Below are 19,542 nucleotides of genomic sequence, written 5' to 3'. Positions count from 1 at the left end.
CAGCGATGCGCCGCCGCTGGTATCCTGTCCCGACCAACGACTGAACCGCCGGAGCCGCCGATGCACATCTACAAATCCAAGGCCGAGGCGCGGCGGCGCGCGGTGGAAGTGCCGACCGATCCGGCGGCACTGATGGCATCGAGCTGGCCGCCCTTCGCCCGCAGTGACCTCGGGCGCATGTCCCGGGTCCTCTGCCAGGCGGCGACCCTGCCCGGTGCCGACGGTCCACGCTATTTCCTGTCCCGGCTGACCCAGCTTGCCGCCCTGCTGGGCAAGCAGTCCGCCCGCTACGGCCGCGCCAAGACCTGGAGCATGACGGCACCGAACGGCCAGGAGATCCGGTTCCCGCTGGACGACCCCGGCGCGGTCGCTTTCAAGGCGATGGCCGACGAGTACGGCAAGGACTACGAGAAGACGCTGATCAACTTCATCTGCGAGCGGCTGCGGCCCGGCGACGTGTTCGTCGATGTCGGCGCCCATGTCGGCTACATCAGCGCGTTCGCCGCCACCACCGGCGCCGCCGCCTTCGCGATCGAGATCCAGCGCGAGCTGATCCCGTTGATCGAGCAGATGGCGGCAATCAACGCCTTCGACACGTTGCGGCCGTTGCACGCCGGCGCCTCGCGCCGTTCCGGGCTGTCGATGATCGCTCGGACCGACACCACGCCGGGCGGGCAGATCGAAAGCGACGCGCAGCGCTTCGTGCAGGACGAGCCGGAGTCGATCGTCGAGGACTTCGTGCCGATCATCACGCTGGACGATGCGTTCGGCCGGGACGGTCTGTGGCCGACCATGGTCAAGGTCGATGTCGAAGGCCACGAGATCGCCGTGGTCGATGGTGCGCACCGGATCATCGAGCAGCGGCGCACGACATTCGTGGTCGAGTTCCACCCGCACCTGATCATCAACTACAACGGCACGGCCAGCCAGCTTCTGGCACCGTTCCCGGCGGACTACTGGCAGTACTCGCAGCTGACCGACGAGGGCCTGCGTCCGATCCGCCGGATGTCGGACGTCACTCCGGACCCGCGCGATCCCAATCCGAAGCTGGTGTTCGAGCCGCTTCCCCGGTAACGGCGCACCGGTTCACCGGCCGGCGTAGTAGCGGTTCCAGAACGCCGGAGGGATCTGCGGCCGGCTCTTCAGCGGCGATTCGGCAAACACTGTCTGGGGCGCCTCGAACATGCCGTCCGGCACCGACAGCCGGCCGGACGTCGGATCAATGTGCCGATCCATCAACTGGACCGCCTCGACCAGATCCTCGGGCGCGTTGTCCCGGAACGACAGCCCGTGCAGGGCAGCGTCGCTGCGCTCCAGCACATGGCCATGGCGCCCGCAGTACTCCGCCATGGGCACAAGGCCGCCTTCACGGTCGAGCAGCAGCTTGGGCATGGTGACCACGCTCGGTGAACAGACGATATGCGCCAGCGTGATCCAGTTGGTGAACAGTACGGGGCGGCCGAACATCAACGGCACGAACGACATGCCGGACGAGGTTCCGATGTGGAACCGGCAGCGCACCGCCAGATAGACGTCCATCCAGTCGGACTTGGCGTCGGTGAACGGGTAGTCGAGGAGCCCGTCCTGGGGCTCGGCCCGCGTCATGGTCCGGTCGCCCAGGCGAACCACATGGATACCGTTGCCGACCAGTGCGGCGACCGCATCTCGGTAGTCGGCGATCCGCGCGTCGCGCAGGCTCATCGCCTGGGCGATGTTGTCGTTATAGCCGGCCTCGCGGACGTGAAGGGTGACGATCGGTTCGTCGGGCGACACGCCCAGTTCCGCCAGGGCTGCGTCGCCACGTGCCCGTGTCTCGGGGTCGACGCCGGCGAACGGCCGGTCGGTCGCCCAGGCCGCTGCCGCTTCGGACACCAACTCGCTCATGCTGGCCCAGCGGCCGTCCGCCATCCGGTGCCGCTTGCGGGCGCTGATCATCTCGGCGTACTGCACGCCAGCCGGCATCCCGGCCAGCAAATGTGGCTGAAACGCCTGCAGCATGAACGGGTTTCGGGAGGCTCCGGTCAGCACCCGCATGGTCTGCCGGGTCAGCCGGCCGCGCCCCTGCAGCTCCAGCAGCGTCGCTCCGTAGACAAAGTGTCCGATGTTGCTGACGAAATTCGACGACAGGATCCAGGTATCGCTCTGAGCCTGGAACAGCCCGTCGATCATCGCCCGGGCAGCGGAAACCTTCTCGGCCTCCGCCAGCGCCCTGACGCTCAACAGATGAGCCTCGGCGCCGTCGAGCATCATCGATACGAACGCCATGCCCTGGGTCTCGTTCACCGGCGGGCGGGTCGCTTCCCCTTCCACGAAGTAGCGCGCGATCCACTCGGCGAACAACGGGTACAAGCCCTGCACGCGTGGCGACCGCCCGATCAGCGTCGGCGCCAGCCGTCGCCCGCCCGACAGCATGGCATAGGCGGTCAGGTACTCGAAGAACTCCACAAAATGCGCCAGCCGGAAGATGTGTTTCAGGAATTGATCTTCATGAACGGCGGCGGATTTGTTCTCGAAAACATGCATCAGCAGATGCCGTTTCACATGCTTCATATCGTTCAAGTTCAATATTATTGAGCGTCTGATACGGTCGGTGCTCATTCATCAATCGCTTGGCAGAACAATGAGATCGGGCCGTCGATTCGAGGCGCTGCCCTGACGGCCACGCACGGATCGACGGCACTGGGCCTCTCCAACAAGGATCAAAGTATCGCAGCGCCCTGCCGGGAAAACAAAGGGGGTGTCCGCAAACCGTGTTGGTTCGCTTCGCCTTAACCCGAAAGGGCCTATATCACTCCGCTGTTCCCGCGGAGGTTGCTCACGATGAACGCCGTCTGGCTGCGCTCGATGATACTGGTTGCCTCAGACGCCACGGGTGAGGCCGCCGTCGATCCGCCAATTCTGCCCGGTGACGTAGCCGCCAAGGTCGGAGGCAAGCCATCCGATAAGCGAGGAGACCTCGTCTTCTGTGCCGTAGCGGCCCATCGGGATGCGCGAGCGGCGCTCCTCGGTCTCCGGCAGGCTGTCGATGAAGCCCGGCAGAATATTGTTCATGCGGATGTTCTGCGCAGCATACTTGTCCGCGTAGAGCTTGGCGAAACCGGCGAGGCCGGCGCGGAAGATGCCCGAAGTTGGAAAGAGCGGGTCCGGCTCGAAGGCCGCGAAGGTCGAAATGTTAATGATCGCGCCGCCGCCCTGCGCCGCCATGATCGGCGTGACGAGGCGGGTGGGACGGATTACGTTCAGAAGGTAGACATCAAGTCCCGCATGCCAGTCCTCGTCGGTGATCTCGACGATATCGCCCTTGGGTCCATGCCCGGCGGAGTTCACTAGGACATCAATGCGGCCCCACCGGTCCATCGCGCCGTCGACGAGGCGTGTGAGATCCTCGACCGATTGGTTCGATCCGGTGACGCCGAAGCCGCCGAGATCTTCGGCGAGTGCCTCCCCCTTGCCAGAGGAAGATAGGACGCCAATCTTGAACCCGTCGGCGGCCAAGCGTTTCGCAGCACCGGCGCCCATTCCGCTGCCACCTGCCGTGACCAATGCCACTTTTTCTGTCACCATGATCCCATGCTCCTTACTTGCCGGAGAGTGCCGGCTGCATCTGTTATCCAGCAGATAAGGGGCCTAGGGTGCTCTGACCAGCCAGCTGGGCTGTCGCGTGAGTGTAGAAAATCTATGGTGTCGGACGAATTCGGCTTGCCTCCCCTGAACGGCCTCCGGGCATTCGCAGCGGCGGGCAGACATCTAAGCTTCCGCGCGGCAGCTGTCGGTCTTGGCGTGACCCAAGGGGCTGTGGCCCAGCAGGTGCGCGGACTCGAGGAGCATCTTGGCCTTCGCCTGTTCCTGAGGGAACCGCGCGGCCTGGCGTTTACCGAGGAGGGTCGCGCCTACCACGTGGCGGTTTCGCGCGCTTTCTCCCAGCTCTCGGAGGCGACCGCAGCGCTTCGGTCGGCACCGTCGCGGGTGACAATCAGCGTGACACCCACCTTCGCGTCGAAATGGCTCATTCCGCGGCTCGCGGAGTTCACCCAAGCCCATCCCGATATTGATCTCCGCATCACCGCCACCGAGCGCGTATCGAGCTTCCACGCCGACGGGATCGACCTTGCAGTGCGCCAGGGGCGGCCGCCGTTCGGGGCGAGCCTGCGCGCCGACCTCCTGTTCCCGCAGGAGATTGTCGCTGTCTGCGCGCCAGGTCTGGTCGCGGCACAGGATCGCCCGCTCGATGCGGCGGCTCTGTCGCGCATGACGTTCCTGCACGACACACACGATCTCTGGCCGAAGTTCATCGAAGTGGCTTTCGGGGGTGAAGTAGAGCTGTCGCGCGGACTTCGGTTCAACCAGACTACACTGGCTCTCGACGCGGCCCTGGCTGGGCAAGGTATTGCGCTGGCAAGCCGTTTCCTCGTTCAGCGGGATCTGAAGGCCGGGCACCTTGTGCAACCGCTCGACAGCGCTCTCGAAGGTGGACTGGACTTCTATCTCCTGACGCCGCGACAAGGCGCGTCTGATGTATCATTGCACGTCCGGGACTGGCTGCTCGGCATGACGAGCGAAGGTGGCTAACAGACTTGTCGTGGCTCATCGCTGATTAGGCAGCTTTTCCGCACCACAGCCCGACACGCTTTGCGGTCACCCCCAAAACAAACACCGGCGCCTCGGCGCGCCATGCCCTTGGCTCGCCCGTCTGGATGACGCGTGATACCGTCTTGCCATCGCCTGCCGCCAACCGGAATCGATGAAACGAGCCATGCCGATCTCCCGATCATCACTGGATGCGAAGCGCCGGTTGCTGGAGACGCCGGACGACGCGTCCGCCCTGCTCGCCCTGGCATGGCCCCCGCGAAGCCGCGCCGACCTCGGGCGCCTTCCCGCCACGCTGCGCCGTGCGGCCACGTTGCCCGACGCGGTCGACATCCGGCACCGGGCCTGGCTGTGGCGCCTGATGCAGGTCGTGACCGTCTTCAAGAAGCGGGCCGCACGCTATGGCAAGACCACCACCTGGAGCATGACGGCGCCGAACGGCCAGGAGATCCTGTTCCCGCTTGGCGAGCCGGGGGCGATTGCCTTCAAGGCGATGGCCGACGAGTACGGACAGGACTACGAGAGGGCCCTTATCGAATTCGTTGCCGCTCGTCTCGGCCCCGGGGATGTGTTCATCGACGTCGGCGCCCATGTCGGCTACATCAGCGCGTTCGCGGCCACCACCGGCGCCTCGGTCTTCGCCATCGAGCTCCAGCGCGAACTGATCCCGCTGATCGAGCAACTGGCCACCCTCAACGCCTTCGACACGCTGCGGCCGCTGCACGCTGGTGCTTCGGGCCGGGCCGGGCTGGGCGCCATTCCCCGGATCAACGCCTCGCCGGGCGCCGGGTTCACCTCGGCGAACCGGAGCATCACCAGCGACGACCCCCGCTCGATCGCCGACGACTTCGTGCCGATGATCACCCTCGACGACGCCTTCGGCCGCGACCGCCTGTGGCCCAGCATGGTCAAGATCGACGCCGAGGGTCACGAGATCGCGGTGATCGACGGCGCCCGCCGGATCATCGAGCACGGGACCACGACCTTCGCGGTCGAGTTCCATCCGCATCTGGTCGGCCTGTACGACGGGACGGCCGAACAGCTGCTGGCGCCGTTCCCCGCCGAGCGCTGGCGGCGCTCGCAGCTCACCGACGACGGCTTGCAGCCGATCACCGGCATGGCCGACGTCGTCCCCGACCCCCGGGATCCCAACCCCAAGCTGGTGTTCGAACCGCTGCCGCGCTGAAGGGTACGATTGTCGTCCGTCGTGCCCCCAGCGCCCGCACGTCGGACGCATCGTCAGGTCACGCGCCAGCGCAATCGCCACACCGCCAGCACGGCCGTTCCCCTGAGACCGATCAGCCTTCGATTTCACCGGTAATCGGGTTGAACGGGGTCGGGAACACGCCGCGCGGCTTGATGTAGTCGTACGGCGCGCGGCCCAGGAACCGGCCCCAGCCGGCCTGGCAGTCGACCTCGCCTTCGTTCCACACCACGCGGCCGCGCGACAGGGTAACCGCCGGCCAGCCGACCACGTCCATCCCCTCGTACGGAGTGTAGTCGGTGTCGTGGTGCAGGATCTCCTGGGTGATCCGCACCTTGCGCTCCGGGTCCCAGACCACGATGTCGGCGTCGGCGCCGATCGCGATCGTTCCCTTCTGCGGGTAGATGCCGAACAGCCGGGCCGCGTTGGTCGAGGTCAGCGCCACGAACTGCTGCAGGTCGATCCGGCCCTTCACCACGCCTTCATGGAAGCAGATCGGCATCCGGGTTTCGAGCCCCGGCACGCCGTTGGCGATCTGGCTGAACGGCGCGTTGTCGCCGGTCCAGAACTTCCCGTCCGGCGCGTCCATGTTGTAGGGCGCGTGGTCGGAGGTGACGTTGCCGATGGTGCCGGTGCGCACGTGGTTCCACAGCGCCTGCTGGTCGGCGACCGAGCGCGGCGCCGGCGAGCACAGCACCCGGGCGCCGTCGCGCTGCGAGCCGTCCAGGTCGTCGGCCGTCAGGACGAAGTACTGCGGGCAGGTCTCGGCGAAGATCTTCAGGCCGCGAGCCTGGGCCCGGCGGATCTCCTCCGCCGCCTCCTCGCAGGTAACGTGGAAGATCTGGATCGGCTGGTCCATCAACTCGGCTAGCATGATGATCCGGGTCGTGGCCTCGCGCTCGACCAGGGCCGGCTTGCACCAGGCATGGTACTTGGTGTGGCCCAGGCCGGCATCCAGCAGCTTCTGGGTCATGTACATGATGGCGTCGTGGTTCTCGGCGTGCACGCAGACTAGGGCGCCGTGCCGGCGCGCCACCTCGAAGATCCTCAGGATCTCGCGGTCGTCCACCCGGTTCTTCGGGTAGGTCATGAACAGCTTGATCGAGCGCAGTCCCGATTCGATCAACCCCGGCAACTCGTCGCGCACCACGGCGTCGCTCGGATCCGAGACGATAATGTGGAAGCTGTAGTCGATGCAGGCCTGCTTCGCCTTCTCGTGATACGCGTCGACCTGGGATTTCACCCCCTCGCCCTTCTCCTGGCTGGAGAAGGCGATCACCGTGGTGGTGCCGCCGCAGGCCGCCGATCGGGTACCGCTTTCCCAGCTCTCGGCGTTCTTCCCCCCGGTGGAAGACGGCTGCTCGATGTGGCAGTGGCTGTCGATCCCGCCGGGCATCACGTAGCGGCCGGTCGCATCGACCACGCGTGACGCCGAGCCGCCGAGCGACTCGGCGAGCGCCACGATTCGGCCGTCCTTGACCCCCACATCCGCCCGCATCGTCTCCGACGCCGTCACCACCGTGCCGCCCCGGACAATCACGTCGAACTCGCTCACACCTGCCTCCAGATCACGCGTTGCATCATGGTTGGCGCGAAGTCTTGCACCTTCGTTTCGGTATGACAAAGCGTGATGCGGGACGGCCGGAACCCGGCTTCGGACTGATCAATGCGGAACGGGATCCCGGTAGTTTTTCGAGAAACCGCCTGTCATAGTCCGGCCATGTCGAAGATCCCCAAGATGATGTCCTTGCCCGCCTTCGGACCGCGCGACCGCGAGCGTCGCAAGGCGGTACAGGCCCCTGACGACATCAACGCCGTGCTGGCCGCGAACTGGCCGCCCTACTCGCGCGACGAGTTGAGCAAATTCTCCAGAACGCTTCGGCTGGGCGCCCTTACGCCCCAGAATACGCTGGCCAGCTACCTGGCCCGGCGGCTCAATCGCGCGGTACACGCGCTGCAGAACCGTGCCGCCCGGTACAACCAGACCAAGGCCTGGGCGATGACCGCGCCGAACGGCCGGCAGATCCTGTTTCCGATCAACGACTACTCGTCGACGCAGTTCAAGAAGATGGTCGATGGCTACGACCAACTCTACGAGAAGACGCTGATCAGCTTCGTGACGGAGCGCCTCGGACCGCAGGATGTGTTCGTCGATGTCGGCGCCAACGTCGGCTACATCAGTGCCTTCGCCGCCTCCACCGGCGCTTCGGTGTTCGCGCTGGAGATCCAGCGCGACCTGATGCCGCTGATCGAGCAGATGGCGTCGATCAACGGGTTCGACCTGGTCCGGGCGCTGCACGTCGGCGCTTCGTCCCGATCCGGGTTGTCGATGATGCCCCGGATCGAGGCCAATCCGGGAACACAGCTTGAGGGGCAAACGGGGCGCTTCAACCGCAACGAACCTCGCTCGGTCGTCGATGACTTCGTGCCGATGATGGCCCTCGACGATGCGTTCCTCGATGCCGACCTCCTGCCGAAGCTCGTAAAGGTCGACGTCGAAGGACACGAGATCGGGGTGCTGGAAGGCTCACGCCGGATCATCGAGGCGGGCCGGACTACCTTCGTGGTCGAATTTCATCCGCACCTGATCACGCTCTACCGCCGACAGGCTGACGAACTCCTCAAGCCATTCGATCCGGCCCGGTGGTCGATGTTCCAGTTGACCGACGACGGACTTCGCCCGATCGCCGCCATGGCCGACATCCAGCCCGACCCGCGGGACCCGAACCCGAAACTGGTATTCGAGCCCCGGGCTGCCTGACGTTCAATCGGCGCCCGGAAACACCATCGGCGACATGTCGTCGATGGCGCGCCCGGCCCAGTCGCGCTGGCGGACACCCGATATCGTGATCTGCTGGAACTCGTTGAGCTTGGCCGCCGTGGCCGCGACGTCGATGGTCTCGACCGCACCGCTGGATACCACCCGCTTGCCGTGGACGTAGACGTCGGTGACCGCCCGGTCGCCTGCCGAGTAGATCAGGCTGCGGATCGGGTCGCGCAACGGCTGCATGTACGGGTGGCTGGCATCGACCAGCACGATGTCGGCCTTGCAACCCGGTTCCAGCTTGCCGATGTCGTCCCGGCCGATCGCCCGGGCGCCGCCGACGGTGGCCGCGTGGAAGATCTGCCAAGTCGACGCATTGGTGAAATCGCCGGCCATCAGCCGCCCGGCGACCATGGCGATCTCCATCTCGTGCAGGAAATTGTGCGGGAACGTGTCGGTGCCGAGCCCGAGGGGAATGCCGGCGCTCATGTAGCGGCCGACGTGATTGAGCGCGATGCCGCGGCGCCAGAACACGTTCGGACAGTGGGCAACCGCGGCACCGGATCGGACCAGGCGACCAAAATCGTCGGCCTGCGGCCAATGCAGCCAGGGATGGTCGTTCAGGAAGATGCCGTGGCTGACGATCGTTCCGGCGTCGAGCACGCCGATGTCGTCCAGCCACTCGATCGGCGTCATGCCATGGCGTCGCGTCATCTCGTTGAACTCGACGACGCTCTGGGCTGCGTGGATCTGCATCGTGATGCCGCGTTCCTTGGCAACGCGGAAGCTCTCCTGGATCAACGCCGGCGTGCAGGTGTCGATCTGGGACGGCCCCATCATGCCGGACATCCGGCCGGAACCGTGGCGGTCGGCCTCGTCGATGATCTCGACCGCACGCTCCAGCCCGCGCTCGCCGGCGGCCTCGTCCCAGTCGTAGACCACCGAGTGCCCGTCCTTGGTGGTCCAGGTCGCCGAACGGTACATCGGGCACAGCACGCCGCGGATGCCGGTCTCAGCCACTTCGTCGACCCAGCCGTCCCGGGCGCCGGACAGGTCGCAGTACGTCGTCACGCCGCTGCGCAGCATTTCCCAGATCGCAAAGCGCGTGGCGTGGCTCGCTCCCTCCGGCAACATGCGGAACACCGGCATGTATTCATACAGCGACGACTGCCCGAGCCTGGGCGAACCGAGTTCTTCGTTGAGCCCCTTGTTCCCGGGCTCGGAACTCGGGTGCGAATGAATGTCCACGAACCCCGGGATGACCAGCCGCCCGGAACCGTCCACCGTTTCATCGGCGGGACCGTCGTATCCAGGGCCTACATGGACGATCTCGTGGTCGCGGAAGGCAACGTCGGCGCCCCGGCGATAAACGTGGTCCCCGGTTCCGTCAGGCCCGGCCGTTGAATCCCAGGCCACCACCCAGTCAGCGTTACGGATCACCGTCGTCCGGCTCATCGCGGTACCTCGAGAAGATTGTTGGTGCGATCGGGAGCAAGACCGCCGACGCAGTGTGCTTTGGCCCGTCGAAACCGTCAAACACACAGGCGGGCTAAGGCCACCGCTATCGGGAGGCGATTGTTCAATGCCTTATTGATGCAAATACTGCGCTGTTAACTTATCAAATTGGAAATTTATATCTTCACTCGAGTCAATAGCATGACGACCATGATGATGCTTATCATCAGTTAGCATATTAAAATTTACCATAGGGTTGGGTGAGAGTATGATGATGTCACGCCGTTGTTGGCGCTATGCCCTTGCCGGGGCCGCTGCCGTGGTCGGACTGGCTTCGATTGCCGCCGACGCGCAGGCAGAGCGAGTCCGCTGGAAATTGCACGCCGCCTACGCGAGCAACATTCCGATCATCGGTGACACGCCAACGATGATGATCGACACGGTCGACAAGGCCAGCGGCGGCGAGTTCAAGATCAAGCATTTCGAGCCTGGTGCCCTGGTTCCGGGCAACGGCTACTACGATCCGGTTTCCAGCGGCGCCCTGGACAGCGCCTTCGGGACGCCGGGCTTCAACGTGAACAAGAACTTCGCCTATGCGTTCTTCGCGTCCGTACCGTTCGGACCGCGCGCCGGCGAGTACCTCGCCTGGATGCGCTACGGCGGCGGCGAAGACATGGCCCGCGAGATGTACGGCCGCGACAACATCCGCTTCTACATCTGCGGAATTGCGCCGCCGGAGACTTCCGGCTGGTTCCGCAACGAGATCAAGACGCTCGACGACCTGAAGGGCCTGAAGATGCGGTTCTTCGGCCTCGGCGCCAAGGTCATGGAGAAGTTCGGAGTGTCGACCCAGCTTTTGGCCGGCGGCGACATCTATCCGGCGCTGGAACTGGGTTCGATCGATGCGACCGAATTCTCGATGCCGGTGACCGACCAGGGCTACGGCTTCTACCAGATCGCCAAGCACAACTACTTCCCCGGCTGGCATCAGCAGTCGACGATCAACGAGTTGCTCGTCAACCAGGGCAAGTACGAGGCGCTTAGCGACCCCCACAAGGAACTGCTGGCCGCGGCGTGCGACCGGGCGACCCTGTACATGTTCGTGAAAGGCGAAGCCTCCCAGTTCGACGCGATCAAGTTTCACCAGGAGAAGGGTGTGACGATCCACCGCTGGTCGGATGCGGATCTCGCGAAGTTCGAGGAAGCGTGGCAGGAGGTCGTTGCCGAGGAGATCGCCGGGAACGAGGACGCCAAGCGGATCTGGGCCTCCTACTCGAAGTTCCGCGCCGACTATGCCGTCTGGCGGGACAACGGCTACCTCAAGTAACGCGCTGCCATCGGACGTCACCGAGCGGAGATATCGCACGACCCGCTAATTAATTCGAATTTGCCACCAGTGCGTTCTCACATCAGTCATTTCGCGGCCATGCACTATCTTTAGCATGACAACGATGTTGATGCAGACCATCTGTTTGGCAATGAATCGTCGACCCGGTGGTCGCGCATGGAATCCCTTGGTTGAAACCTCCCAGTCTCGCCAAGGCTTTGGCCGGAGATCGCAACGATCTCCGGCCATTTTTATTAAGAAAACGGGGAACGAACGGAGGAGGATGTTCCAATGATGGGTAAGACATGGCTTAGGGTCGCGGCCGGCGTGCTTGCGGCGGTCACAATCGCGGGGGCGGCATCCGACGTCGACGCGAAGCGGGTTCGCTGGAAGATGCACTCCGCGTTCGGCGGCAAGCTGATCGTGCTCGGCGAAGGTGCACACTTCGCAGCTGACACCATCACCGCGATGTCGGGTGGCGATGTAACGCTGAAATTCTTTGAACCGGGTGCCTTGGTGCCGGGTACCAGCTACTACGATCCGGTATCAAGCGGCGCGCTCGACGCGGCGTTCGGCACTCCCGGCTACAACGTCAACAAGAACAACGCGTATGCGTTCTTCTCTGCGGTCCCGTTCGGGCCGGGGTCCGGGGAGTATCTCGCGTGGATGGGATATGGCGGCGGCAAGGAATTGGCGCACGACATGTACTCCAAGGACAACATCCAATACGTCCAATGTGGAATTATCGCACCTGAGTCGTCCGGCTGGTATCGGAAAGAGATCAAGTCGCTCGACGACCTGAAGGGCCTTAAGATGCGGTTCTTCGGACTTGGTGCAAAGGTCATGGAGAAGTTCGGAGTCTCCACCCAGTTGTTGGCAGGCGGCGATATCTACCCCGCTCTTGAACTGGGATCGATCGATGCGACCGAGTTCTCGATGCCCGCGATCGACAAGGAACTCGGCTTCTTCCAGGTCGCCAAGCACAACTACTTCCCGGGCTGGCACCAGCAGTCGACCCTTGACGAGCTGCTGATCCACAAGCCGGCCTACGACGCACTGGACGACACGCAGAAGGCAGTCATCAAGGGTGCGTGTGACGCCACTACCATGTTCATGTTCTCGCGTGGCGAGGCCGTGCAGTTCGACGCGATGAAGTTCCACCAGGAAAAGGGCGTGACGATCCATCGCTGGTCGGACGACATGCTCGCCAAGTTCGAGGCTGCCTGGCAGGAAGTCGTAGCCGAGGAAATCAAGACCAACGAGGACGCCAAGAAGATCTGGGCGTCACTGTCCGCCTTCCGCAAGGACTACGCGATCTGGAAGGACAACGGCTACCTGAAGTAAGCCGTTCACGCTTTCACAATCAGCAACGGCCGGTCCCCTGGGACCGGCCGTTCGCGTTTCAGCCTACGAATCAAACCGCAACGCGGCCTTCACCGCCGTCAGTTCTGCCCCAGCCGGTCATATGCCACCTGTCCGCCGACGATCGTGAGGTCGGCCTGAGCGGCCAGCCAGGCTTCCGGCTCTGTGGAAAACAGATCGGTGTCCAGAACCGCCACGTCACCGAGCATGCCGGGGGTCAACGTCCCCTTGAGGCTCTCCTCGAACGAGCCGTACGCCGAATTCACGGTATAGGCGCCGATCGCCTCCTCGAGGCTCAACGCTTCCTCAGCCCCCAGAACCGTCCCCTTGTTGGTCTTGCGGGTCACCATGGTGTACAGGCCGCGGAATGGGTTGGTCGACGACACCGGTCCGTCGGAACTGCCGGACGGAAACAGGCCGGCATCCTGCCAGCGGCGCATCGGATAGCTGGCTTCCGGCCGGCCGCTCCCCAGGGCGTCGACATACAGGTCGCCGAACTCGTAGAGGAAGATCGACTGCGGTGCCGGCAGCACGCCGATGGCGGCCATCCGGTCCAGCTGCCCCTGGGTCAGGAAGCCGCAATGCTCGATCCGGTGGCGGCGCTGGGTGTCGATCGCATTGCCCATCGCCCGTTCATAACCGCTCAGGACCTGCTCGATGGCCGCGTCCCCGATGGCGTGGGTGGCGATCTGAAACCCGCGGGCATGATAGTCCGCGATCATCCCGTGCAGCTCCTCATCCCCGTAGATGAAGATGCCGCGGTTCTCGGTGTCGTCAGCGTAGGGCTGGAACATCGCCGCGGTCTTGCCGCCAGCCGATCCGTCGGCAAACAGCTTCATCGAGCCGACCCGCAGCCATTCGTCGCCGTCGCCGGTCATCAGGTCCATGTCGACGATGCGCTCCGGCCAGCCGGTCGCGCCCGCCAGCGGCATCAGGTACATGCGTACCGGCAGCCGCCCCTGGCGGCGGGCGGCGAGATACGCCTGCCAGTCCTTGAAACCCTCCCGCAGCCCGACGGCCGGATCGGTGCAACTGGTGATGCCGTAGCTGAGGTTCAGCCTGGCGCCAGCCTCGATGCCGGAGACGAAATCGCCGAAGCTGGCGGCCGGGAACGCCCGATATACTAAATTTTGGGCGGTTTCCTGCAGCAGACCGGTCAGCTTGCCGTTCTGCGCCTCGACATGCCCACCTGAGGGCTGCGCGACACCTTCGCGGATACCGGCAAGTTCCAAGGCCTTGGAGTTCGCGACTCCCATGTGGCCGCAGGTCCGCTTGATGTAGACCGGGTTGTCGGGTGCGACCTGATCCAGTTCCTCGCGCAGCGGGTGGCGCTTCACGTCGAGATTGAAATGGTCGTACCCGCGGCCGAACACCCACTCGCCCGGCCCGACCTGCGCCACCTTGTCCCGGATCGCCGCCAGCACATGGTCGACGGTGCGGATGTCGTCGCGCTTCAGGTTCACCTCGAAGGTGCCCATCCCGACGCTCATCATGTGCTGATGCGCGTCGTTCAGCCCCGGCACCGCCAGTCGGCCGGCAAGATCGATCCGCGACGTCCCGGGCCCGATCAGTTCCGCCATCTCGGCGACCGTCCCCGACGCCAGAACCCGACCGCCAAAGATCGCCACCGCTTCGGCGAACCCCAGGCCGGGTCCCAGAAACACCTTGCCCCCGGTCAAAACCGTGTCGGCATGCACACGCGACATGCGTCAGTTCTCCTCGATGGATGGTCGCTCAGTTCGACGGGTCAGGCGTCATAACCCGGATTGTGCCGGTCCAGCAGCCGCAGCAAAGCCGGCCAGGCCCGTTCGCCGAACGGCTTGTTCTTGTGGTAGTTCCAGAACTGGTCCGCGGTGTGGGCACACACGTTCGGCGATGGGTGGGTCAGCTTGACGCCACCAGCCTGCGCCGAAAGCTGCGCCTCGCAGGCACGCTCCAGGTTCTGCATGATCTCGAACGCCTCGGCGACGGTGCGCCCGCAGGTCAGGAGACCGTGATTGCGCAGGATCATCGCGTAGCGGTCACCGAGGTCACGCTGCAGCCGTGTCCGCTCGTCGAGATCCAGGGCGATCCCCTCATACTCGTGGTAGGCCATGTGTTCGCCGTAGAACATCATCGAGTTCTGAGTGAGCGGCAAAAGGCCGTCGGCCTGGGCCGACACCGCCATTCCCGAAACGGTGTGGGTGTGGATCACGCAATCGACGTCGTGGCGCGCCATGTGCACGGCCGAGTGGATGGTGAAGCCGGCCTCGTTCACCTCGAACGGCGTCTCCATCAGGACCTTGCCTTCGAAGTCGATCTTCACCAGCGAGGACGCCGTCACTTCTTCAAACATGAAGCCGTACGGGTTGAGCAGGAACGCGCCATCCTCGCCCGGGACCCGCGCCGAGATGTGCGTGTAGATCAGGTCGGTCCACCCGTAGTGCGCGACCAACCGATAGCAGGCCGCCAGATCGACACGGGCACGCCATTCCTCATCGCTCACCCGGTCGCGAACGGACGGAATCTTGGGCGCTAGCGCCAGGGCCATGACAGCCTCCTCGTCTTGGAAGAATCGACGCCAGAGCGGCGTCAGGGCAAACTGTGGCCCTTCGGACGGATCGTGGTCAATCGATATGGCAGATCGATCCGTCGCGAATCAGAATGTTGCGGTTGCCTTGACAGAAATCCGCAAAATATTGATGCTTATACGCGATTCGCTCATCCTCGGCTCGGAGTACTGCTAAGCAATGGCGCACCGTCGGCCGCTTATCGCCGCCGTGATCGGCGCTCTCGCGCTGGTCGGGTGCTCGACCGGGTCCGCGGTCAAAAGCGGTGGCTCGTCGGCTGCGCACAGCGGGCCGGCACCGGCCCCCGCCCCGCTTTACGCCCCGGGCGATGCTTTCGTGTACGACGATGGCGGGACCGTTACCCGGGAACAGGTTGTGTCGGTCTCGCCGGACCGGGTGGTCTGGACCAACGACAGCGGCCTGATCTGGACCAAGGACACCGCGGTCGTAACACCCCCGCTGATGTGGTCCGACGACCCCGAACTCGGACGCGGGCGCCAGACCATCATCGGATCGCCCAACCAGTTGTTCCCGCTCCAGGAAGGCAATGTCATCGCCTATTCGGTGCGCGGATCGTCCGAGAACGCACCCGCCGGCTGGCAGGACGAGCACCGATGCGTCGTCGCCGGCCACGAGGCCGTCGAGGTCAAGGCCGGCCGCTTTGACGCGTTCCGGGTCGACTGCCAGCGCAAGGACTACCGCGACACTTACTATTACGCGCCCACAGTGCAGAACTACGTCCTGCGCCTTCGCCAGTTCGCCAACCGGCAGAACCGCAAGGAGTTGGTCTCCGTCAGCCTCGCGAACGATCGGGCGAACGCCGCGGCACCGATTGCGGCTCCCGCGGCTCCGGTTGAAACCACACCGATCGGCGCGCCGGCGCATCCGGTTCCGATGGTCGGCGACGACGGCAAGATGATGGGTGAGCCGGGCATGCACGGCGCCGGCGACCCGATGATGGAGAAGACCCTGGTGACGCGGCTGGAAGCGGTGGTCACCCGCCTCGAGAAGCTTGCCGGAATGGAAGCCGGCGGAGCCATGCCGGCCAAAGGGGCCGCCGCCAAGCCGGCCGCCGCGGCAACCGGCGGCAACTGGGCCGTTCACCTTGCCTCGTACCGGTCCCAGAAGGGCGCGACCGACGGCTGGAAGACCCTGCAGCGACAGTTCCCGCAGCTCAAGGGCATGACCATGCGGACCAGCGAGTTCGACAGCGGCAAGGGCCGCGGAACCTATGTCCGGTTGCTTGCCGTCGGGTTCCCCAGCGAGGCTGCCGCCAAGGAGTTCTGTCAACCGATGGTCTCCAAGCGCCAGTTCTGCGAGGCCAAGGGCCCGCTGCCCTGATCAACCGTCAGCGCCGCTGGATACCGCGAACAGAGGTCACTGCGAAGAACCCGACGGCGACGATGGTCATCCAGACCATCAGGCCGTGCGGGACCCAGGCTTCCATAGCCCACCCGGCAGCCGGCGGTCCCACGAGGTTCGCCAGTTCGAAGGCGATCACGAAGGCGGCGTTCGCTGCGGCCAACTCACCCGCGCGATAACGTTCGCCAAGCATCGTGACCGCCACCGTGTAGAGACCGAATCCGGCGCCGCCCCACAGGAACAACGCCGGGTAGGCGATCATCGAACCCACGGTTAGCGCCCAGCCGGCCACCACCGGACCGACGCAGCACACTCCGCCCAGCACCAGCAGCAAGCCGCGACGGCTGACCCGATCGGCAAGCCAGCCGAGGGGGACCTGCAGCACGACATTGCCGGCCAACACCACCGTCAGCAGCGTAATTGCCGTCTCGTGAGGAAGCCCAACCCGGAGCCCGTAGAGCGGGATGAAGGTGAAGAACGCCGAGTCCACCAGGCCCACGGCGATCGCGGCGCAGGCGACCGTCGGCGCATCGCGCATCAACCGCAGCACGCTGCCCCTCTGGCCGAGCATCAGGGGCGGCGCCCATCGGCGGATCGGCAGGACCGGCAGGGCGGTCAGGCCAATCATCCCGGCGAACAGAAGAAACGGCGTGGATCCTTCGGTTCCGACCAAGGTCAGCAGCACCGGACCCGAAGCGAACCCCAACGCGATCGACGTGATGTAGCCCGACATGACGAGCCCTCGTCGCCGCTCCTCGACGATGGCCTGCATCCAGGTCTCGCTGACGACCCACTGGGTGACCACGCCGACCCCGGTCAGGAATCGCAAGACCAGCCAAGCCGGGAAACTGTCCGTGAACGCAAGGCCGGCCGCCGCCAAGGTAGTGAGCAGCAAACCCGCCGCAATCCCGTTGGCGGCGCCCAGCCGGCGGATGATCGACGGCACGAACGGCGCCCCGACGATTACCCCAAGCGACCCGATCGCCGAGTTGACGCCGATCAGCACCGGGTCGACGCCGCGGTGCTCCAGGGTCAGCGCCATGAGCGGCACCATGCCGCCGATCGCAACGCCGATCGACAGCGAACTTACGAAATGCGCCGCCAGGCTCCAGCCCACCCGGCCGGGCGTCAGAACCAGCGGCAATGCGGCTGTCATGGATAGGCACACGCCTCTGCAGACACCTGCACGAAGCCGGTCGATCCGGCACGCAACTGAAACCGGTATTCGATGCCGCCCCGGATCATCGAGGCGTGCAGCGGCAGTTTTCCAACAACCTCGCGGGTCGCTCCATCAATCCGCGCGATCTGGATGGTCAGCGGCTCCTGCGGTTCGAACCAGGCTTGGGGCAAGCCGTCGGCGGTCTTTGCCGATACGCCCGATCCGCTTACCAGAATGGACTCGTCGGCGAACGACACCACAGTGTTCTTGCCGTCGTACAATGGCGTCTTGACCAGAAACCGCTTGTTCTCAACTGGCTTGCAGTCGCGTGGATCGTCGGCCGACTGGATCAGGAAGCCGAGACGTTCAACCGAGACACCAGCGTTCAGCCGCTCGATGACCAGATCGAGCATCTGTTTGCGCGGACCCACCGGCACCTCGGCGGCGTAGCGTCGCTCCCACTCCTCAACCGCCAGCTTGGCGCGCTCGGCGCCCAGCCGCAGGTTGGCCGCTTCCTGCTCCAGCGTGTTCTGCCGCGCCTCCAGTTCGAAAATCTCCTGCTGATAGCCCCGCACCCGGCTCTCCAGGTCCTCGATTCCGACCTGATAGGAGATGATCGCCGTCGCCACGATAAATCCCGCAAGCACTGCGAACTTGATGACGCCGCCCCAGAAACGCCGACGATACCGGCGGTCGCTCTCGTATAGACTCATTACCCGTTCCCGGATTCTGGTTGTCGCGTCGTTTCCGGATTCCGCCCGGAGGTCGTTCTAGCCCGCTGGCTCCGATGGGTGAAGATGCATTCCCATTGCGGCACCCGTATGTCAGCGTCCGGTCATGACCGCCCCCATCGAGACCCCCGTGCCAGTGGCCCCCGCTCCCAGCAGGACAGGGGAGACGTCAAGCGATCCGGCCGTCGGCATCGGCCTGTTGGTGTTCGCCGAGCTGCTGTTCGCGACCATGGACACGGCGGCCAAGCATCTGTCGGGCGAGATGCCGGTCGGCATGGTGGTCTGGGGCCGCTACGCCTTCCATCTCGCGTTCATGCTGCCGTTCCTGATCCGCCGCCACCCGGCCGACGTGCTGCGGATCAACCGCATCGGCCTCGTTCTGTTCCGCGGCGTACAACTGCTGGCCGGCACGACCTGCTTCTTCACGGCGATCCGCTACATCCCGCTGGCCGACGCCGTCGCGATCGGGTTCGTGGCACCGCTGTTCGTGGTCGCCTTGTCGGTGCCGTTGCTCGGTGAACGGGTCGGGCCGCGACGCTGGATGGCGGTGCTGATCGGGCTGGGTGGAACCTTCGTGATCATTCGTCCCGGCTTTGCCGAGGTGCACTGGGCCTATGGGCTCGTCATTCTGCTGGCGCTGATCTTCGCATCGTTCGTGATCACCACCCGGATCCTGACCCGGACCGAGCAGACCATCCCGATGCTGTTCTACACGGCACTGGTCGGAACCGCCGGCGCCAGCCTGATCCTGCCGTTCGTCTGGCAGACGCCATCGCTGGAGCAGTGGGGTCTGATGGCACTGATGGGAGCGCTGGGCGGTGCCTCTCATCTGCTGCTGATCCACGCCTACCGGGTCGCCACGGCGTCGCTGCTGGCGCCGTTCCAGTATGCCCAGATCGTGTTCGCGACGTTCTATGGCTGGCTGATCTTCGGTGACTTTCCGGATCGCTGGATGATTGCCGGTACCACCATCCTGGTGGCCAGCGGCCTGTATGTCTTGCACCGCGAGGCGCAGATCAACCGACGGAACGACTGATCCCGG

16 protein-coding genes are annotated in these 19,542 nt (G+C 64.8%); 8 read left to right on the top strand and 8 right to left on the bottom strand.

All coding sequences use genetic code 11. The annotated features are described in order from the left end of the window. Positions 1–60 precede the first annotated feature (60 nt). Positions 61–1,074: an FkbM family methyltransferase gene (locus RIC54_RS21730; protein ID WP_350088643.1), complete on the top strand. Its 1,014-nt coding sequence runs from the start codon at positions 61–63 to the stop codon at positions 1,072–1,074. A 12-nt stretch (positions 1,075–1,086) separates the two neighbouring features. On the opposite strand, the gene RIC54_RS21725 is transcribed toward RIC54_RS21730, so the two are convergent. Both RIC54_RS21725 and RIC54_RS21720 read right to left on the bottom strand, forming a co-directional pair. Next, complete coding sequence (locus RIC54_RS21725) at positions 1,087–2,541, bottom strand: TIGR04372 family glycosyltransferase (RefSeq protein ID WP_350088646.1); 1,455 nt, start codon at positions 2,539–2,541, stop codon at positions 1,087–1,089. 318 nt (positions 2,542–2,859) lie between these two features. After that, the gene (locus RIC54_RS21720; protein ID WP_350088649.1) at positions 2,860–3,564 is read right to left on the bottom strand and encodes an SDR family oxidoreductase; all 705 of its coding nucleotides are present in this window, start codon (positions 3,562–3,564) and stop codon (positions 2,860–2,862) included. A 114-nt stretch (positions 3,565–3,678) separates the two neighbouring features. On the opposite strand from RIC54_RS21720, the gene RIC54_RS21715 reads away from it, so the two are divergent. Continuing rightward, positions 3,679–4,569 carry a LysR substrate-binding domain-containing protein gene (locus tag RIC54_RS21715; RefSeq protein WP_350088652.1) on the top strand — a complete coding sequence of 297 codons (891 nt, stop codon included), beginning with the start codon at positions 3,679–3,681 and terminating at the stop codon, positions 4,567–4,569. A gap of 184 nt (positions 4,570–4,753) precedes the next feature. After that, complete coding sequence (locus tag RIC54_RS21710) at positions 4,754–5,773, top strand: FkbM family methyltransferase (RefSeq protein ID WP_350088655.1); 1,020 nt, start codon at positions 4,754–4,756, stop codon at positions 5,771–5,773. Between the two features lie 112 nt (positions 5,774–5,885). Here RIC54_RS21710 and hydA read toward each other — a convergent pair whose 3' ends face one another. After that, the gene (gene hydA / locus RIC54_RS21705) at positions 5,886–7,346 is read right to left on the bottom strand and encodes a dihydropyrimidinase (RefSeq protein ID WP_350088658.1); all 1,461 of its coding nucleotides are present in this window, start codon (positions 7,344–7,346) and stop codon (positions 5,886–5,888) included. A gap of 183 nt (positions 7,347–7,529) precedes the next feature. On the opposite strand from hydA, the gene RIC54_RS21700 reads away from it, so the two are divergent. Beyond that, a complete protein-coding gene (locus RIC54_RS21700) occupies positions 7,530–8,552 on the top strand; it encodes an FkbM family methyltransferase (RefSeq protein WP_350088661.1) in 1,023 nt (340 codons plus the stop codon). A 3-nt stretch (positions 8,553–8,555) separates the two neighbouring features. Here RIC54_RS21700 and RIC54_RS21695 read toward each other — a convergent pair whose 3' ends face one another. Further along, a complete protein-coding gene (locus RIC54_RS21695; protein ID WP_350088664.1) occupies positions 8,556–10,010 on the bottom strand; it encodes an amidohydrolase family protein in 1,455 nt (484 codons plus the stop codon). A gap of 274 nt (positions 10,011–10,284) precedes the next feature. On the opposite strand from RIC54_RS21695, the gene RIC54_RS21690 reads away from it, so the two are divergent. Both RIC54_RS21690 and RIC54_RS21685 read left to right on the top strand, forming a co-directional pair. Next, positions 10,285–11,337, top strand: coding sequence for a TRAP transporter substrate-binding protein (locus RIC54_RS21690; RefSeq protein WP_350088667.1), 1,053 nt, complete (start codon positions 10,285–10,287; stop codon positions 11,335–11,337). Positions 11,338–11,628: 291 nt separating this feature from the next. Beyond that, positions 11,629–12,681, top strand: a complete 1,053-nt coding sequence (locus RIC54_RS21685; RefSeq protein ID WP_350088670.1) for a TRAP transporter substrate-binding protein — start codon at positions 11,629–11,631, stop codon at positions 12,679–12,681. A 98-nt stretch (positions 12,682–12,779) separates the two neighbouring features. Here RIC54_RS21685 and RIC54_RS21680 read toward each other — a convergent pair whose 3' ends face one another. After that, a complete protein-coding gene (locus RIC54_RS21680) occupies positions 12,780–14,405 on the bottom strand; it encodes an amidohydrolase (protein ID WP_350088673.1) in 1,626 nt (541 codons plus the stop codon). A 41-nt stretch (positions 14,406–14,446) separates the two neighbouring features. Beyond that, positions 14,447–15,229, bottom strand: coding sequence for a class II aldolase/adducin family protein (locus tag RIC54_RS21675; protein ID WP_350088676.1), 783 nt, complete (start codon positions 15,227–15,229; stop codon positions 14,447–14,449). Positions 15,230–15,428: 199 nt separating this feature from the next. On the opposite strand from RIC54_RS21675, the gene RIC54_RS21670 reads away from it, so the two are divergent. Then, a complete protein-coding gene (locus RIC54_RS21670) occupies positions 15,429–16,589 on the top strand; it encodes a hypothetical protein (protein WP_350088679.1) in 1,161 nt (386 codons plus the stop codon). A gap of 7 nt (positions 16,590–16,596) precedes the next feature. Here RIC54_RS21670 and RIC54_RS21665 read toward each other — a convergent pair whose 3' ends face one another. Beyond that, positions 16,597–17,766 carry an MFS transporter gene (locus RIC54_RS21665; RefSeq protein WP_350088682.1) on the bottom strand — a complete coding sequence of 390 codons (1,170 nt, stop codon included), beginning with the start codon at positions 17,764–17,766 and terminating at the stop codon, positions 16,597–16,599. Beyond that, positions 17,763–18,482, bottom strand: a complete 720-nt coding sequence (locus RIC54_RS21660) for a hypothetical protein (RefSeq protein WP_350088685.1) — start codon at positions 18,480–18,482, stop codon at positions 17,763–17,765. Before RIC54_RS21660 ends, RIC54_RS21665 begins: the two co-directional genes overlap by 4 nt. Positions 18,483–18,630: 148 nt before the next feature. Between RIC54_RS21660 and RIC54_RS21655 the strand changes: the two genes are divergently transcribed. Next, complete coding sequence (locus RIC54_RS21655) at positions 18,631–19,536, top strand: DMT family transporter (protein ID WP_350088688.1); 906 nt, start codon at positions 18,631–18,633, stop codon at positions 19,534–19,536. Positions 19,537–19,542 lie beyond the last annotated feature (6 nt).

Origin of the sequence: Thalassobaculum sp., assembly GCF_040219215.1 — a bacterium.
Classification (GTDB): Bacteria; Pseudomonadota; Alphaproteobacteria; order Thalassobaculales; family Thalassobaculaceae; genus Thalassobaculum_A.
The sequence above is the reverse complement of the archived record's forward strand: the minus strand, read 5'-3'. Positions and strand labels throughout refer to the sequence as shown.

Bases quoted from the DNA above. Each gene is read 5' to 3' on its own strand.
- RIC54_RS21695 (WP_350088664.1), bottom strand. From the start codon at position 10,010: ATGAGCCGGACGACGGTGATCCGTAACGCTGACTGGGTGGTGGCCTGG.
- RIC54_RS21665 (WP_350088682.1), bottom strand. From the start codon at position 17,766: ATGACAGCCGCATTGCCGCTGGTTCTGACGCCCGGCCGGGTGGGCTGG.
- RIC54_RS21660 (WP_350088685.1), bottom strand. From the start codon at position 18,482: ATGAGTCTATACGAGAGCGACCGCCGGTATCGTCGGCGTTTCTGGGGC.
- RIC54_RS21685 (WP_350088670.1), top strand. From the start codon at position 11,629: ATGATGGGTAAGACATGGCTTAGGGTCGCGGCCGGCGTGCTTGCGGCG.
- RIC54_RS21700 (WP_350088661.1), top strand. From the start codon at position 7,530: ATGATGTCCTTGCCCGCCTTCGGACCGCGCGACCGCGAGCGTCGCAAG.
- RIC54_RS21690 (WP_350088667.1), top strand. From the start codon at position 10,285: ATGTCACGCCGTTGTTGGCGCTATGCCCTTGCCGGGGCCGCTGCCGTG.
- RIC54_RS21670 (WP_350088679.1), top strand. From the start codon at position 15,429: ATGGCGCACCGTCGGCCGCTTATCGCCGCCGTGATCGGCGCTCTCGCG.
- RIC54_RS21720 (WP_350088649.1), bottom strand. From the start codon at position 3,564: ATGGTGACAGAAAAAGTGGCATTGGTCACGGCAGGTGGCAGCGGAATG.
- RIC54_RS21730 (WP_350088643.1), top strand. From the start codon at position 61: ATGCACATCTACAAATCCAAGGCCGAGGCGCGGCGGCGCGCGGTGGAA.
- RIC54_RS21710 (WP_350088655.1), top strand. From the start codon at position 4,754: ATGCCGATCTCCCGATCATCACTGGATGCGAAGCGCCGGTTGCTGGAG.
- RIC54_RS21675 (WP_350088676.1), bottom strand. From the start codon at position 15,229: ATGGCCCTGGCGCTAGCGCCCAAGATTCCGTCCGTTCGCGACCGGGTG.
- RIC54_RS21715 (WP_350088652.1), top strand. From the start codon at position 3,679: ATGGTGTCGGACGAATTCGGCTTGCCTCCCCTGAACGGCCTCCGGGCA.
- RIC54_RS21680 (WP_350088673.1), bottom strand. From the start codon at position 14,405: ATGTCGCGTGTGCATGCCGACACGGTTTTGACCGGGGGCAAGGTGTTT.